This is a genomic window from Carnobacterium inhibens subsp. inhibens DSM 13024 (genome assembly GCF_000746825.1).
Taxonomy (GTDB): domain Bacteria; phylum Bacillota; class Bacilli; order Lactobacillales; family Carnobacteriaceae; genus Carnobacterium_B; species Carnobacterium_B inhibens.
Genome location: NZ_JQIV01000006.1, coordinates 2115688 through 2132296, shown reverse-complemented (window position 1 = coordinate 2132296; position 16609 = coordinate 2115688). Strand labels below are relative to the sequence as shown.

General features: G+C 37.3%; 17 protein-coding genes and 1 other annotated feature. Of the genes, 2 read left to right on the top strand and 15 right to left on the bottom strand.

Translation table 11 applies throughout. The features are described from left to right. Positions 1-3 precede the first annotated feature (3 nt). A complete protein-coding gene (gene sufC / locus BR65_RS11370; RefSeq protein WP_034538256.1) occupies positions 4-777 on the bottom strand; it encodes a Fe-S cluster assembly ATPase SufC in 774 nt (257 codons plus the stop codon). A 250-nt stretch (positions 778-1027) separates the two neighbouring features. Here sufC and BR65_RS11365 point away from each other — a divergent pair, with 250 nt between their 5' ends. Next, the gene (locus tag BR65_RS11365; protein ID WP_034538255.1) at positions 1028-1756 is read left to right on the top strand and encodes a gamma-glutamyl-gamma-aminobutyrate hydrolase family protein; all 729 of its coding nucleotides are present in this window, start codon (positions 1028-1030) and stop codon (positions 1754-1756) included. Between the two features lie 176 nt (positions 1757-1932). Here the strand turns inward: BR65_RS11365 and BR65_RS11360 are convergent, their stop codons facing one another. The 5 genes from BR65_RS11360 to BR65_RS11340 form a co-directional block, all read right to left on the bottom strand. Then, positions 1933-2406: a PH domain-containing protein gene (locus tag BR65_RS11360; protein ID WP_244877168.1), complete on the bottom strand. Its 474-nt coding sequence runs from the start codon at positions 2404-2406 to the stop codon at positions 1933-1935. Next, positions 2396-3916, bottom strand: a complete 1521-nt coding sequence (locus BR65_RS11355) for a PH domain-containing protein (RefSeq protein ID WP_034538253.1) — start codon at positions 3914-3916, stop codon at positions 2396-2398. The genes BR65_RS11360 and BR65_RS11355 overlap by 11 nt, the downstream gene beginning before the upstream one ends. Continuing rightward, positions 3909-4391, bottom strand: coding sequence for a PH domain-containing protein (locus BR65_RS11350; RefSeq protein WP_034538251.1), 483 nt, complete (start codon positions 4389-4391; stop codon positions 3909-3911). Before BR65_RS11350 ends, BR65_RS11355 begins: the two co-directional genes overlap by 8 nt. Positions 4392-4523: 132 nt before the next feature. Next, the gene (gene celB, locus BR65_RS11345; protein WP_034538250.1) at positions 4524-5861 is read right to left on the bottom strand and encodes a PTS cellobiose transporter subunit IIC; all 1338 of its coding nucleotides are present in this window, start codon (positions 5859-5861) and stop codon (positions 4524-4526) included. 122 nt (positions 5862-5983) lie between these two features. Beyond that, on the bottom strand, positions 5984-7405 hold the full coding sequence (locus tag BR65_RS11340) for a 6-phospho-beta-glucosidase (protein WP_034538248.1): 1422 nt from the start codon (positions 7403-7405) through the stop codon (positions 5984-5986). 197 nt (positions 7406-7602) lie between these two features. Here BR65_RS11340 and BR65_RS11335 point away from each other — a divergent pair, with 197 nt between their 5' ends. After that, entirely contained in the window at positions 7603-8574 is a 972-nt protein-coding gene (locus BR65_RS11335) for a LacI family DNA-binding transcriptional regulator (protein WP_034538247.1), read from the top strand. A 176-nt stretch (positions 8575-8750) separates the two neighbouring features. Here BR65_RS11335 and BR65_RS11330 read toward each other — a convergent pair whose 3' ends face one another. The 9 genes from BR65_RS11330 to ald form a co-directional block, all read right to left on the bottom strand. Beyond that, positions 8751-9590 carry a MetQ/NlpA family ABC transporter substrate-binding protein gene (locus BR65_RS11330; RefSeq protein WP_034538245.1) on the bottom strand — a complete coding sequence of 280 codons (840 nt, stop codon included), beginning with the start codon at positions 9588-9590 and terminating at the stop codon, positions 8751-8753. Between the two features lie 125 nt (positions 9591-9715). Continuing rightward, positions 9716-10420 carry a methionine ABC transporter permease gene (locus tag BR65_RS11325; RefSeq protein WP_023176912.1) on the bottom strand — a complete coding sequence of 235 codons (705 nt, stop codon included), beginning with the start codon at positions 10418-10420 and terminating at the stop codon, positions 9716-9718. After that, on the bottom strand, positions 10404-11444 hold the full coding sequence (locus BR65_RS11320; RefSeq protein WP_034538242.1) for a methionine ABC transporter ATP-binding protein: 1041 nt from the start codon (positions 11442-11444) through the stop codon (positions 10404-10406). Before BR65_RS11320 ends, BR65_RS11325 begins: the two co-directional genes overlap by 17 nt. A gap of 67 nt (positions 11445-11511) precedes the next feature. Beyond that, positions 11512-11775 (bottom strand) — a binding site (T-box leader). 50 nt (positions 11776-11825) lie between these two features. Continuing rightward, the gene (locus tag BR65_RS11315) at positions 11826-12176 is read right to left on the bottom strand and encodes a glycine cleavage system H family protein (protein ID WP_023176910.1); all 351 of its coding nucleotides are present in this window, start codon (positions 12174-12176) and stop codon (positions 11826-11828) included. 16 nt (positions 12177-12192) lie between these two features. After that, complete coding sequence (locus BR65_RS11310; protein WP_034538240.1) at positions 12193-12561, bottom strand: arsenate reductase family protein; 369 nt, start codon at positions 12559-12561, stop codon at positions 12193-12195. A gap of 39 nt (positions 12562-12600) precedes the next feature. Further along, a complete protein-coding gene (locus BR65_RS11305) occupies positions 12601-13776 on the bottom strand; it encodes an FtsW/RodA/SpoVE family cell cycle protein (protein ID WP_034538238.1) in 1176 nt (391 codons plus the stop codon). A gap of 167 nt (positions 13777-13943) precedes the next feature. After that, positions 13944-14939, bottom strand: coding sequence for a YihY/virulence factor BrkB family protein (locus tag BR65_RS11300; RefSeq protein ID WP_244877193.1), 996 nt, complete (start codon positions 14937-14939; stop codon positions 13944-13946). 163 nt (positions 14940-15102) lie between these two features. Continuing rightward, positions 15103-15333, bottom strand: coding sequence for a DUF2969 family protein (locus tag BR65_RS11295; protein ID WP_023176905.1), 231 nt, complete (start codon positions 15331-15333; stop codon positions 15103-15105). Positions 15334-15444: 111 nt separating this feature from the next. Next, positions 15445-16563, bottom strand: a complete 1119-nt coding sequence (gene ald / locus BR65_RS11290) for an alanine dehydrogenase (protein WP_023176903.1) — start codon at positions 16561-16563, stop codon at positions 15445-15447. Positions 16564-16609: the final 46 nt, after the last annotated feature.

Sequence of the window (16609 nt, the reverse complement as noted above, 5' to 3'; positions counted from 1 at the left end):
TCCTTAATCGTCTTCCAACACAATATCTAAGCCTAGTTCATCACGGATACCTTTGTAGCCTTCCGCTTCAAGACGCTTCGCTAATTCGGCTCCGCCAGTTTTGACGATGATGCCATTCATCATGACATGCACCACGTCTGGCGTGACATAATTCAATAAGCGCTGATAATGCGTGATGATCAATGCCCCAAAATTTTCACCGCGCATCGCATTGACGCCTTTTGACACGACTTTTAGTGCATCAATATCTAGCCCTGAATCGATTTCATCCAAAATAGCAAATGTTGGCTCGATCATCATCAATTGTAAGATCTCATTGCGTTTCTTTTCCCCGCCGGAAAAACCTTCGTTTAAATACCGTTCAGCCATTTCTTCTGGCATATCCAATACTGCCATCTTGTCGTCTAACTTTTTGATAAAATTCATAACGGATATTTTGTCGTCTTCTGGTCTTCTAGCATTGATTGCTGCACGCATAAATTCCGCGTTCGTGATTCCAGCAATTTCACTTGGGTATTGCACGGCTAAAAATAATCCTGCTCGAGCTCGTTCATCAACGGCCATTTCTAAAACATTTTGGCCATCTAATAAAATCTCACCTTCTGTAACGATATAGCTCGGGTGTCCCATGATAGTGGCGGATAAAGTTGATTTCCCCGTTCCATTTGGTCCCATGATGGCGTGGATTTCACCTGTTTTCATTCTTAAGTTAACACCTTTTAAAATTTCTTTGTCTTCAATCGATACATGTAAGTTTTTCACTTCTAATACGGACATAGCTTGGATTCGCTCCTATGCTTTAGAATTTTTTCACAAATGATACTTCTTTGGAGTTACTGTCTTTCTTACTTTATATTTTAGACTAACCCTCTTGCTTTCGCAATCTTATTAACAAATGCTCTGAAGTTACTTTTCTGCTATAATCAGGTAAACTAAGAAAAAAATGAAGCTGGCAGAACCAGACCTGTTCTTTGAGTGTGCTGTGTTTTAGTTGTACTGCTTTTATTAATGAAAGGACGGATCATTTATGAAACCATTAATTGGAATAGCCGGAAATATTTTATTGAACAATGCCGACCTGAATGGCTTACCAATCACTTACACACCACAAGGATTTGTTAATGGCATTCGCCAAGCTGATGCTATACCGGTTGTTTTCCCCATCAGCGATCCGGCTGAAGCTAAAGACTATTTATCGAAAGTAGATGGACTACTATTAGCTGGTGGACAAGATGTGTCGCCGTTATTATTTGGCGAAGAACCCAGTTTAAAGTTAGGCGCGACCAATCCAGCACGTGATGCATTTGAGATTGCACTTGTAAAAGAAGCGATCCATCAAGAAAAACCAATTTTTGCTGTTTGCCGCGGCCTTCAACTCGTGAATGTTGCTTATGGCGGAACGCTGTATCAGGATGTATCGGATTATCCTGACTTGACCGTTCAACACATTCAATTGACTCACTTTGAAACCGGTGCTCACACGATCACCATTGATCCTGAAAGTAAGGTTGGAAAGATTTTTGGCGATCAATATGTGGTCAATACGTATCATCATCAAGCCATCAAAGAATTAGCTGAACCCTTTAAAGCTGTGGCTTGGAGTAAAGACGGCTTGATTGAAGCCTTCGAAGCAAAATCACCCAACCAAAGTATCGTAGCCGTGCAATGGCACCCCGAATTAATGATTCCGTACGATTTGATGATGCAGCGTTTATTTACAGACTTTGTCAAACGCACCATCAAAAAAATGAATTAAGAACAGGCTTCAGGCGATACCACAGCTCTTTACAAGCAAAACCGTTCATTCCAGAAGAATTTTTTTTACTGTACACACTTATTGACAGAGAGCCAAAAAAGCTCGTTCCGTTTCTTTCCTTCACAGCAGTAGTCCTTCTACTCTTGTGGGACAGATCATGAATGAGCTTTTTTATATTATAAACTGTTGCGGATCAATCGTTGTATTCTTTTTTTCAATTCCAAAGCTTCTTCTTCAGGCATTTCCGGCAACTTATGACTTGTCGCAGCTGTAGAGATGGTTAAAGACATGACGCCTAATTTTTTAGCTAACGGCCCAACATTGGATTCGATATTTTGAATGCGGATGATGGGGATCGTGATTCGTTTTTTTATAAAAATGCCTGAGATGAAATCAATCTCATCCATTCGATAGTTTACTCTCCAAGACCGATAATGCCACGTTGGCAATACATAAATAGAGATAAATCCTCCAACCAGAGCCAAAGCAATAGTAATATAGATACCTTCTTCCGGCAATGGAGTATGGGGCATGATTTGGTAAAAAAAGTTATACACCAGTGCAACAATGACCATTGGAATGCTGTTCATAAACCCTCGTATCCGCCATAATTTTAAAACTAGAGGATCCAGCTCTTTTTCAGGCTCCATGCTGTTCACTCCTCTCTTTTGTCATGAACCAATCAAATAACCGCTCACAGTCGGCTTCTTCGATAAAAGACAATTCTTTACTCTGGGATGTATCCCCTAAAGCACTAAAGACTTCTACTTTTCCCAATTGACTTCTTTTTAAAAAGGGATTTTGTTTGACCGTTAAATTTAAAATACGGTCTTTACGCAAGTACATGATCTCGGTCCCTAGGAAGGTTATCAACTGAAAGGTCACTTCTTCTGTGGATAAAGCATAACCCGTTTTTTTGTAACTCCGGTAGCCATACAAAAGTGACAGCAAGCTACCCACTAACCCGATCGTCCATGCATAAGGCCATAAAAAGTAAGAAGCTAAAGCGGCTGCAATGATCCAGAATAGCAATGGAAATTGTACAAACCGTCTAAACGAACGAATGGGGATAATCGTTTGAGCAGGCTGAAAGTTAAACTGCGGAATGATTTCAGCTCTTAACGCTGCAAGTTGATCTTTTTTTACCAGCGGCAGCAACAGAATTTTTCCTTCTTCAGTCATTTCACTCACAGAATCTTTCTTATCCACTTCATCATCACTTGTGATGCCTACCCAAAAGGTTGTATAGCCCGTTAGTTTTTGCAGCCAGTTCTGTTTCTCCCACACACTTTGAATATTGCCTAAAGCAATCGTCTGGCTTTTAACTTCGAGTAGTCCCTTTTCAATGGTCACGTGATTTTTTGTTAATTCGACTTTGTATTCAAAATTCTTAATAATCGAAAGCACTGTAGCTACAACATACAATAGGATAAACAGCAGGATACCGATGAAAATAAAAGAGGCAATCGCTGTTTGACTGAAGATCGTCCCTGCTTGATTAAAAATTGAATCAGGAATAAACTCTCCAAAAATGTTTACTGCTCCTACCATTAGGATCAGCCCTTTAAAAACAGTTCCGCCCATAAAATTCATCTTAAGGATATCTACTAAACTCATGGAATACAATTCTTTTGTGACTCCTGCTTCTTGCAAGGAAAATCCACTGTGTCGATCGATCTGCTTCTCTTCACGTTCCTCATTGCTATCCCTGTCAGCATCAAATGATGTTTCTTTAAGGTAATGCAGTTGGTTCGCCAACTTTAATGCATCTTCTTTAGACAACGCATCTAATGTGATCCCTTTTCCAGGAGTCTTGATCTCCAACTTTGTGACATTAAAAATACGATGAATCAAGTTTTCACTATAATCAATGCTTTGAATCCGACTAATTTGAACATCTTTTTCTTTTTGAATAAATAATCCGCTTTTTACCACAAATCGATTTCCTGCGATCCAAAAAGAGGTCCGTATGTATCTTAAAACGTCCACTAGGTAGGATAAGCCAAAAATCGTAAAGAACAGTAGTGGCAAAACAAAGCCAAAACCTTCCATGTCGGGGCCGGTAAAAGCAAAGAAAAGAATCGGCAAGATAAAAGAAATCAACCGTTTATAGGCTTCTGTAATAAGAGTCAATGGATGCAATTTTTTTTCATTATACATCTGATTTCACCGCCTTTATCTGTTCCAGCAATTGAATTCTTAACTCTTCTGCATCTTTTTTCAACAACAATGGAATCTCATGCCCTGTTCCTGCCGTAAAGACTTCGATCATTTGGATTCCATATCTCTTAGTCAACGGTCCTTCTTTGACGACCACGTGTTGGATTCGCTCAATTGGGATCACCGTTCTCTTTTTAAAAAAGAGACCATTCATAACTTCAAGATGAAGCGCATGCATTTCGTAGCGTACAGCCTTTAGCTTTAAATAAGGCAATAAGAATAGACTCAATAAAAAGTCAGTGATTGGCAAAACAATCCAGATTGCCATCAACCAGATTGGCCAATTAAATCTTATAGTCAAAAACATTAAAAGGACAAAAACAGCTAAGGTAAAAAAACTTTCAATAATATCTTTTGTTCGTTCATAGCGAATGGCACGTTTGTCTAATTTTTTCGCTGGCATATCTTTATACATATTAATCACTCCCAACCATTATCCTTTCTTTGAGTGTATCATTATCTTGAAAAGAGTACTATCTTAAACTTGGTTTTAAAGATATAAAAAAAACGAGTGAGAGATCCACTCGTTTTTTTTGCACTGATTATTTTAAACAGCTTTTGTTTGTGTCGTAGAAATCGCTTCTTCCATTTCAGTATTTACTGCATCTTGACCTTCCGTTTCGATCTTGTAGGCTTTGTTATCAACCAGTTTAAAGAAAGGGTAGTAGATAACGGTACTGGCAGCGATTTGAATGATTTGGAAAACGGCGCCTCGCCAACCACTAACCAAGAATCCTGCAATAACTGGTGGTGTCGTCCATGGTATATTGGCACCATTCGTTATTGGAACGAGTCCGATCGACATAACAAAGTAAGTTGACACAGCCATAAGAATCGGAGTAATCAAAAATGGAATCAGCATGATTGGATTCAATACGATGGGCAATCCAAAAATCAAGGGTTCATTGATATTAAACAAGGCTGGTCCAAAAGCTAATTTGCCTAATGTCTTAAACTGTGCAGATTTAGCCATAACTAAACAAAGTATGGCTAATCCGATTGTTCCACCAGCGCCTCCTACTTTTATGAAATTTTGATAAAATTGATAGTTTACAATATTGGGAAGTGTTTCTCCCAAACTGAAAGCAGCAGCATTTTCTGCTGTTAGTGATAACCAAATTGGTTGCATAACTGCACCAACGATATTAGAACCATGGATCCCAAATGACCATAATAAAATTTCAAAAATGACAATAACCAATGTCGCTGGCAATGAACTGCCTAAAGCAGTCAGTGGTGTTTGTAAAAATTGGAAAATAAACGTTTGAGCTGTTTCATAAGAGCTAAAGCTAAACCCGATACGGATAAAATTAAAGAATAAAATAACAAATAATGCCGGTATTAAAGCTGTAAAAGATTTGGCTACATTTGGTGGAACAGATTCAGGCATTTTGATGGTCCAGCCTCTTGCAACTACCCAACGAGTGATTTCAACAGCAATAATGGCTGTGATCATCCCTACAAATAATCCACTGGCTCCTAAATTATTCATCGGAATGCCAATTAACCCATCTTCTGTAGAAATAGTTGGTGTTAAAACTAAGAAAGCCACAACTGAAATTACGATTGCTGCTAAATCGTCTAGATCATAGTATTCAGCTAATGATTTTGCGATACCAAAGATAACAAAAATTGTCATGATGTTCATGGTCATATCATACGGTACCATAAAGTAAGTCGTCCAATTTTCACCTAATATAGAAGCCATAAAATCTGGGTACCCAGCTATAGGTAAGTTAGCGAACAAAAGAAAAATCGAACCTAAGATCAAAATAGGCATAGCGCCAAAAAAACCTGTCTTTATAGCAGATAAATAGCGATTTGAATCCAACTTATAGGCAATAGGTCCCATCTTATCTTGAAGAAATTCCATTATTTTATCCATTATCTATTCTCCCTCCAGTTAAAAAACGCTTACATATTCATTTGAAAAATAACTTACCTATAGTGATAGATTGAAGTCAATATAGGCAAGCATTGTCATCAGTATTTCTTACATCTTATTACTTAACCATTTGAACAGGTTTTTTTTAAGTTGCTTTCCATCAAGTCATCAACATAACTAACTGTTTCTGGTTGATCAACTTCTATTTCTTTGATTTTTTCTGCAAATTGCGGCAGATGCTCTTTATGTGCATACAGCATTTCATCAAGAATCGTTTTTGCAAGCGTGCCGCCTGGTACTAAAGGATTGATCGTAAAGGCCTGCAAAGCTGCTCCATAATTGCCTTCAATAGCTGCTCGAATCACCGTTTCTTCCATAGCTTTCATATTTTGAATGATGCCGCGTGCTGCTGGAGTAAATGTGCCCCAGTTATAAGGTTCTACTCCATGAGCAGTAACGGCTCCCGAAACTTCTACAATGCTATCATATGGTAAATCATCAATCGTGCCGTTGTTTTCTGTTGAAACGACCATATCTGTTCGTTTATCATTTTGGATAGACGCAATGATCTCACAAGCTGCATCACTGTAATGAGTACCGCCCCGTTGAGACAACTCTTCAGGTTTATAATTTAGTGCAGGATCTTTATATAATTCAAACAATCGTGCTTCAGTAGCTTTTACAACTTGAGCTCTTGTTTCACCGTTTTCAAACTCTTCGATAGAGTGTTTTAACATCTCATCTTCAATGTAATAGTAACGGTGGTATCCGCATGGCAGCATACCTAAGTCTTTGATTTGTTCGTAATGGAATTCAGCGTCATGGATATTTTTAAAGTCAGTATTTTCGCCATCTTTATGAGGTCCATAAATCATATCGATCAGTTCAGCGGTTCTTTCTTTCCCAGTCTTATCCCAAACACGATGCCAGTGGAAATGATTAATCCCAGCGAATTTAAAGAACAGTTCATCTTCTGGTATACCTAATTTTTGTGAAGCTGTCGAACAGTGTCCAATAGGAACATTACATAAGCCAACAGTTTTTTTCCATCCTCCATGTTTAATGGCTGCTTCAGTTACTATACCTGCTGGGTTTGTGAAGTTGACTAACCAAGCATCCGGACAAACTTCTTTCATGTCCTTAATGATATCTAGAATAATTGGAATGGTTCTGAAAGCTTTAAACATCCCACCGGCTCCATTTGTTTCTTGACCTAATACACCATGTGATAAAGGAATTCTTTCATCTTTGATTCGTGCATCCAACAATCCAACACGAAATTGTGTCGTAACGAAATCGGCATCTTTCAAAGCTGTTTTTCTATCTAATGTCAGTTCGACATTCCAATCTAAACCGGCAGCTTCGATTTGACGCTTAGCCATTGCGCCAACAATTTCAAGTTTTTCTTTTCCAGCTTCGATATCCACTAAAACGATATCTTTGATTGGCAGTTGATTCTTACGTTTGATATACCCTTCAATTAATTCTGGAGTATAACTTGATCCTCCACCTATTGTGACGATTTTTAATGCTGTTTTCGACATTTAATCTTCCTCCTAATTAAAACGTTTTCATTTCTTATATTTACTATAGTTTATGTAATGCATTACATGTCAAGCACAAACTTTTTATTTATCAAAAAGAATTTTTCGATTTTTATTCGCTGTGTTTTACGTATTTTTTCTGTCCATCGTTTGGTATACTGATTACTATACAACCGTTTACAGAAAGAGGTTTCGAAATGACGAATATGAAGGATATTGCAAAAATTGCTGGTGTTTCCTCTGCTACCGTTTCAAGAGTCATTAACAATAATGGTTATGTCAGCCATATTACGCGCCAAAAAGTCGAAACCGCTGTCGAAAAGTTAGATTACGTTCCAAACAGTCAAGCGATTTCGTTGAAAAAAGGAGCGACCAAAACCATTGGCATCATTGCGCCAAATATTACCGAGACCATTACTGTCTTAGTCAAAAATTTTACATTAGCTGCCCAAAAAAAAGGGTATACGGTCATTCTCTACTTAACTGAAAATGATCCTAAAAAAGAATTAAATGCTTTAGAGTTGATGCGCAGCAAGCAATTAGACGGTATTTTTCTGATCATTCGTTCGAACGATTGGGCAACCATTGAATCGTACACAAAATATGGTCCTATCGTTACCTGGCAAAGAGTTAAATCCTCTTGTATTCTATCTGTCTTTATTGATCAGTATGATGGCTATCTTTTAGGCCTTGAATACCTTTATGCTAAAGGGTGCCGCAACATTATTAATTTATACAGCGATATTCGTCGCTTGAATACTAAAAGCCGAATCAAAGCGTATGAATATTTTTGTAAAAAATACGATTTAACCCCTCATTCACCCGGACAGTTCAATGATATCAATAGTATTCAAGATGGTGAACGTATTGCGCAATGGTTAGCCAAACAAGTAATCAAGCCTGATGCCTTCATGACAAGCTCTGATGCTGTTGCAGCTGGTTTAGTTTCGCAAGCAAAACGTTTAGGGTTCTCAGTGCCTGAGGATTTTTCAGTGATTGGTTTTGATAATATTGAAATTTCTCATTTATTAGATATCACTACCATTGATTATTCCATACATAAGCAAGCTGAAAACGCATTTAAAATGATCAATAACGATTTAACTTTACAAAAGTTAACACCCGAAGAATTGGCTTTTACTTTGATCGTGCGTAAAACAACAAAATAAAGCAGCACTTTGTTTGAAGCTTGAAAGCCACGAAGTCTACAGTCTTTGAACGGTCCTCTGACTTTCTACAAGTATTGCCGTCTATTTCGGAATAAATTTAAACCAATCGATTTAACTTAGCTACCAACAAAAAAAAGTAAGAAGCCATTTTATCTGCTTCTTACTTTTTATTTACGTTATTCTGTTACAGGAACAACTGCTCCATCCCATTCTTCTATGATGAAATCTTGTACTTCTTTAGATTTCAATGTTTCTACTAATTTCAAAATTGCTGGGTCTTCTGCATCTTCTGAACGAACGGCAATAATGTTTGCATATGGAGAAGATGTGCTCTCAATAGCAACAGAATCATCAATTGGGCTAATATCTTGATCTACTGCAAAGTTTGAATTGATTGCGATCAATTCAGCTTCGTCTTGTTGGTATAAAGTCGTCATCAATGCTGGGTCATTTTCGTATTCAAAAACTAAATTTTTAGGATTTTCGTCAATATCCTCAAATGTTGCTGTTGTCAGATCTACGCCATCTTTCACTGTTACTAGACCGGCTTCTTGGAATATACCGATTACTCGCCCCCAGTCTGCTTGGTTGTTGCTGACTAAGACAGTTGCGCCATCTTCTACATCTTCTAAACTTTCATAACGTTGAGAAAAGATAGCTAAAGGTTCGATATGAATACTTCCTGCATTCACAAAATCATAACCGTTTTCTTCTACAGCTGCATCAAAAAATGGAATATGTTGGAAATAGTTGGCATCAATCTCGCCTTCATCCAATGCTACATTTGGTATCACATAGTCATTATAAGTAGTAATATCCAATGTGATTCCTTCTTCTTCAAGAATAGGTTGAACAAATTCAAGGATTTCAGCATGTGGAACGTTGCTTGCCCCAATTTTTATCGTTGTATCTTCTGCATTTGATCCATTGCTTTCTTCATTTCCATTTCCACAAGCCGCTAATGTAACAATTACTCCTGCTGTTGCTAATGCTGATAAAATTGTCTTCTTTTTCATCTCTAAATCCCCCTGTTTTATCTTTCTATTTTTTAGTGCTTTTAAATCCCCTATTTATACTGCGGTCGTGCTTTTCTATCAACTCATGAGTATGATTCCTTCTTCATAGAGCTGTCTAACTTGTTTTAGCGTTTATCCACTTTTTTAACGATCACATCGCCAATGGCTTGGATGATAAAAACGATCACTAAGATAATCAATGTTGCGACTAACACTACGGTACTTTGGTTTCGTTGGAACCCATCAAGATAGGCTAAGTTTCCTAATCCACCAGCACCGATAACACCAGCCATCGCTGTATATCCGACTAAAGAAATAGTTGTAACCGTAATGCCAGACACAATAGCTGGCAGACTTTCTGGAATCAATACTTTATAAATAATTTGCCATTTGCTGGCCCCCATTGCTTCAGCTGCTTCAATTACGCCTTTATCGATCTCACGAAAACCAATTTCAACTAACCGTGCAAAGAAAGGTGCTGAAGCAATAATCAATGCTGGTAAAGCGGCAGTCGGTCCAGTAATCGACCCTACGAGTGTTTTGGTTACTGGAAGCAACAAGACGATCAAAATGATAAATGGAATGGAACGAAAAACATTGACTAAAATTGCCACTAATCGATAAAGTACTTTAGCAGCCACAGTATTTTTTCCATTTGTTTCATATAACAATAATCCAAGTAATAAGCCTGCGAAAAAGATGATGACAACTGAGCCGATCGTCATTCCAATCGTTTCAATCGTTGCCTCTTGCATTTTTTCCCATTTAACTTCTGAAAAATCGAGGTATTGTGATAAAACACTGGACCCTAGATTAAGCTTCGACAACATGTTCTACCACCTCTACTTCTACTTGGAGTTTTCTTAATTCTTCAATAGCCACTTCAATTTTTTGGCTTTCACCCGTTAGTTGGACATAAAGCGAACCAATTGCGCCATCTTGTGTTTGTTGAATGTTCCCTTGAATGATGCTTAAATCGACGCCATCTTCTCGAACGATTTTTGACATAATTGGCATCTTGGCTTGTTGGCCATGGAAGGTTAAATGAACAATTTTTCCTTCTGGGTATTCAGCCAATAATTCTTCAAAAATCATATCAGTATCTTCACTATCTGGATTTGCATCTTGGCGGATAAAGCGTTTAGTTATCTCTTGTTGGGGTTTCTTGAACACATCAATCACTGAACCTTCTTCAACGATTCTCCCATTATCCATAACCGCTACTTTGTCACAAATTTTACGGATCACATGCATTTCATGCGTAATCAATACAATGGTTAGATTCAGGCGTTTATTAATATCCAATAATAGATCCAAAACTTCATCCGTTGTTTGTGGATCAAGCGCGCTAGTCGCTTCATCACAAAGCAGTAATGTTGGATCATTGGCTAAGGCTCTAGCGATTCCGACACGTTGCTTTTGACCACCTGATAGTTGAGAAGGATAAGCTTTCTCTCTTCCTTCTAACCCAACTAAGCGAATCAACTCTTTTGCTTTAGCTTCTCGCTTACTTTTTGGTACATTGGCAATTTCGAGCGGGAAAAGAACATTTTCTTCAACTGTTCTGGACCATAATAAATTGAAATGTTGAAAAATCATCCCAATTTTTTGACGTTCCTTTCTAAGTGATTTTCCTTTTAGTTGAGAAATAACATTTCCTTCAACAGCAACAGTCCCTTCGGTTGGTGTTTCTAAGCCGTTAAACATGCGTACTAATGTACTTTTCCCAGCTCCAGAATACCCCACGATTCCATAAATCTCACCATTCTTGATTGAGACATTGATATCTTTTACAGCTGTTAAACTCCCTTGTTTTGTTTGAAATACTTTTTTAATACCCTTTAATTCAATCATTTCAGTTATACCTCCTGTTTCATTTAAACAAAAAAACTTTCGTCCTTATACTAAGCCTATTGCTTACTATAAGGACGAAAGTTTTGCATTTTCGTGTTACCACCTTAATTTGTCAATTCATCACTAAATCAACCTCATTCAGTACTTAAGTCTTTTTCAACTTTTTTATACTGTGGCACGTTATCGGGTGCACCCGGAATAGGCTTATGCAAAGCATTCACTTATTCTGCTCAAAGACCATCTTCGGTTCAATATCCATTACCTATTTTCAGCAAACAAGGCTCTCTATAAACGGTTATTACGAACGTACTCTTCTTATCATCGCGTTATTGATATTGAACACATTTTAACAGAGCATTTTTTTTCTGTCAACTTTAATTCTTAAACTTCTGCTGACAATTTTTCAAAAGCACCTGGTTCTACATCTTTCACTTCAAGAATCCAGTTATCTTTTTTATCTGTACTATTTAACTTTTCAGGATTATCCGTCAATTCTGTATGGAATTGAACAACGATTCCAGTTAAAGGAGACAACAATTCTGTAACAGCTTTTGCTCCTTCTACACCTAGCAATACATCATTTTCTTTGACTTCAGCTAGTGTGTTAGGAAGTTCTACAAACATGACTTCACCTAGATCGTCTTGTCCTTTTTCTGACAATCCCATACGGTAGTTGTCGCCTTCTTTTAAAATCCAAAGGCCGTTTTCGCTGTATCTCATTTCTTTTTCCATTTTAGTCGCTCCCATTCTAGTTTTTAGTTTCTTTTCCCCAAGCTGCTTCATAATCCGGCTCTTTAAATCCAAGAGTTGTTCTTTTTCCATCTGTTAAAAGAGGCCTCTTAATCAACATACCATCTGTAGCCAATAGAGCAGCAGCCTCTTCTATATCCAAATTTGGAACGACCGTTTTTAAGCCTAATTCACGATATCTGTTTCCGCTTGTATTAAAAAAACGGATGACAGGCAACTTAGACTGCTCAATTAAATGGATCAAGGTTTCTTTTGTTGGTGGAGCATCGATCATGTTGATTGCATGATACTCTACCGCATGTTCATCCAGCCACTTTCTTGCTGCTTTACAAGTTGAACACGTCGGGTGTTGATAAAGTTCAAGCATTACGTTCACTCCAGTAGGTCTAGTTCGTTATACTAGCTTTTATTTAAAGTCTTCATCTTCTTCTGAGAACATGTAACTACGGTAATGGTACCTCATGGACATGATCAGCCCAACACCCATCATATTCCCAAGCAATGCTGTTCCACCTTGAGAGATAAACGGCAATGGAATCCCTGTTAAAGGAAGTAATCCAATACTCATACCGACGTTTTCGAAAACATGGAATAAGATCATCATGATAACGCCCGTTGCGATATACGCATAAAATTCATTTTTCGTATCAAAACAAATGCGAATCATTTGATAAATCAATAAAAAGTAAATAAAAATCAAAATACAACTGCCGAGAAAACCAAAATTCTCTCCAATCGTAGAAAAAATCATATCTGATTCGCGAACGGGTACATAAACTTCTGAAGTTCCAAAACCTTTACCAAACATTTTTCCTGAACCAATCGCTTTAATACTTTGAATCAGTTGGTAGGATGCACCTCCCGAATCTCCATAAGGGTTCAGCCAAGAATCTATTCGAGAAAATTGATAAGGTTTAAAACCTAAACGCAATAAAAAATCGCGATTGTACACTACAAGAACGAGCAATGATGTACCAAGTGCGGCAACACCTGAAAATATAGGAAGAATAATTTTCCATGTAATTCCGGAAATCAATATTAAACCAATAATGATTGCAATAAACACCAATGTTGAACCTAAGTCATTTTGCATCATTACAAGTACCAAGGGAGGAACAGATGTTAAAATTATTTTTCCTAGTAATAAGAAGTCAGCTTTAGGGTAATGAGTTGAGTAATCGCCGTTGTGTTTTGTTACAACACGAGCCAGCATAAGAATAAAGGCAACTTTCATGATTTCCGAAGGCTGGAAGGTTAGTCGACCTAGCTTAAACCAGCTTTTTGCTCCGGTACTTAACTCAAGAGACCGATCATAAAAGAATAATACCAGCACTAACAGAAAGAGCCCTACACCATACGCTATTGGAGCAAGTTTCCACAACTGCTCCGAATCAAACTGCATAATCACGATAATCGCAACTGTACCCACTACGTACCAGATGATTTGCATCAATGTAGCACTGATCCCAGAGTTCCCAGTTAAATAAGTGGTTGAAAAGATAGTCGCAATACTAATGATTGCAAGCAACATGACGGATAAAATAATTCCGTAATCTATTTTTGTTTCTTTATTTTCTGTCATTTTTTAAAATTCTCCTTGTATCCTATCTATCAAAAATTTCTTTATCAAACTCAATCCATTATATAAGAAATCCTCCCTAAAAAAAAGGCTTCTCGTCTTTCTTAGAAAAAACTTACAGTGCTACTCTATTAAACCTGTATGTAGAAAAAAGAAAACTGAGTTTAGACTCAGTCTTCTTTTTGTTTTTCTACTGTTTTTACTTTAACTAATTTTTTGTGTTGAATCGAATCTGAACTGTCTGGATACTCTTTTTCTTTATCTTCTTTTTCAGCTTCATCCTTTTCAAGTTTCGCTTCATTGACAGATTCACCGGTTTTGTATTCGAAATAAATCGTATTGATCAATCCACCCATTAATAAGATCATAGCGGATAGATATAGCCAGAGCATTAACACAATGAATACTCCAAATGTTGCACTAGCAGCTGCTTCTCCTCCAGCATATTTAACATAAAGCGTAAAGGCTTGAGATAAGATCAACCAGCCTGCAGTTGCAAATATCGCTCCTGGAAGAGCATATTTAATATGCAACCGATGATTCGGTACTAAAAAGTAAACCATTGTAAGAACAAGAATCAAGACAACTAATAAAACCAACCATTTATAACCAAATACTTGCAGAACAAAGCCTAAATCGATTCCAACAAAGTCTTGAACAAACAATAGGATCTGTTCACCAAAAACAAAGATGAAAATCAATGCCCCTACAATAGCAACTATGGCTAATTGAACGAGGAAAGAGACCAAACGAACAATAATAAAGTTATTTCTTTTTTCGACTCCATAAACATCATTAAGAACATTTTGTAAGGCATTGAAGGCTTTACTTGCTGACCATAACGACGTGATCAGCCCAATAGAAATTGCTCCTCCACTTGAACTGCTCAAATAGCTTTCTAGAACTGGAGCTAAAACATTGTAAATATCTGGCGGCACAGCCGTCTCTAACATAGGTAGGATGTCTCCAGCGCTTATAGGAAAAAGCGGGATAATATTTGCTACAACCAATAGAATAGGAAATAACGATAATAAAGTAAAATAAGCAAGTTCTGCTGCGTTTGAAGAAACTTCCGCTCGCGCCCAATTGGGTTTTGCGACTTCTACGAAAGTTTTGAGTTTATCTTTGAAAGAAACTTGTTTTGCATTCGTTGTCAAAACGATCACATCCTTTATATTATGTGTTATGTATAGAAAAAGCATAGCACAGATAGATTTAAAAAGCATTTAGGACGCTCTTTCACAAGAATATAAATAAAAAAAGGTCAATCCTAAAAAATAGAATTGGCCTTTTGAATTACCTTACAGGATACTAAATAAATAGACTTAGTTAGATTTGGTGTAAGTTGTATTCCATAACTAATTTATTTATGCCTTCATCAACAGTTTTAACTTTAGATTCTGTTCCTGAATTTGTCGTTACGATAACCGATTGACCTTCAACTTGTTGCAATTTGCCAATTTTTTCATCATTCACATAAAGCTCTAACTCAGTGAAACCTTCTTTATTATTTGGGGTTTCTTTTACTTCTACTTGAATTTTTTTATTTCCTTTTGCCATGCGAATGCTCCTTTTGCAGTTAGTTTCTCATTTAGTATACTGCATTTTTGAAAAAAATTCATTGATTTATTCATCTAAGCTGCTTTCAGTTTCATAAAAATTAGCGAATACTTAAATAAATGATGTCAAAGCTTCTTGATAAGGAAGGTTTAGTGATTCTGCGACTTCTTTTTGAGTTACCTTTCCATCCATCACATTAATACCTGTATAAATCGTTGAATTTTCTTTAGCTGCTTTGACTACTCCTTTATTCGCAATCTCAACGGCATAAGGAATGGTTACATTCGTTAAGGCTAATGTAGATGTTTTAGGCACAGCGCCTGGCATATTTGCAACAGCATAATGGACGATACCGTGTTTGACATAGACCGGGTCATCATGTGTCGTAACTTCTGAAGCCGTTTCAAAAATCCCACCTTGGTCTACTGCAATATCTACAATAACCGATCCATTTTCCATTGATTTAACCATTTCTTCTGTAACTAATGTTGGGGCTTTTGAACCAGGAATCAATACTGCTCCAATTGCCAAGTCAGCTTCTTTAACAGCTTTAGCAATATTGTATTCATTTGACATTAATGTGTTGATCCTGTTTTCAAATAAATCATCTAATTCTTCCAGACGTTTCGGATTCACATCTAAAATAGTCACTTCTGCTCCTAATCCGATAGCGATTTTAGCAGCATTCGTTCCTGAAACTCCACCACCAATAATCGTTACTTTCCCTTTTTGAACTCCAGGTACACCACTCAACAGTATTCCTTTTCCTTGATTGACGCTTTCAAGAAACTCTGCCCCAACCTGTGCAGCCATTCTTCCGGCAATTTGACTCATAGGGGTTAAAAGTGGCAATGTGCCATCTTTTCCAGCCATCGTTTCATAGCCGATAGCTGTCACTCCAGCTTTCATCAATTCTTTTGTTAACTCTAGAGATGGAGCTAAGTGCAAATAAGTGAAAAGTATCATGCCTTCTTTAAAATACTGATACTCACTTGGGATAGGTTCTTTTACTTTAATGATCATTTCAGCATTACCCCAAATTTGCTCAGCTTCTTCCAATATAACGGCACCTGCTAATCGGTATTCTTTATCAAGAAAACCAGCTGTCTCTCCTGCATTTTCTTCGATCACAACTTCGTGCCCATTTTCTACAAGACTTTTTACACCGGCTGGAGAAATGGCCACCCGACTTTCATTATTTTTAATTTCTTTTGGTATACCGATCTTCATAGTGATTTCCTCCTATTTTTTACTACCTGTTCTACTTCTCTATTAC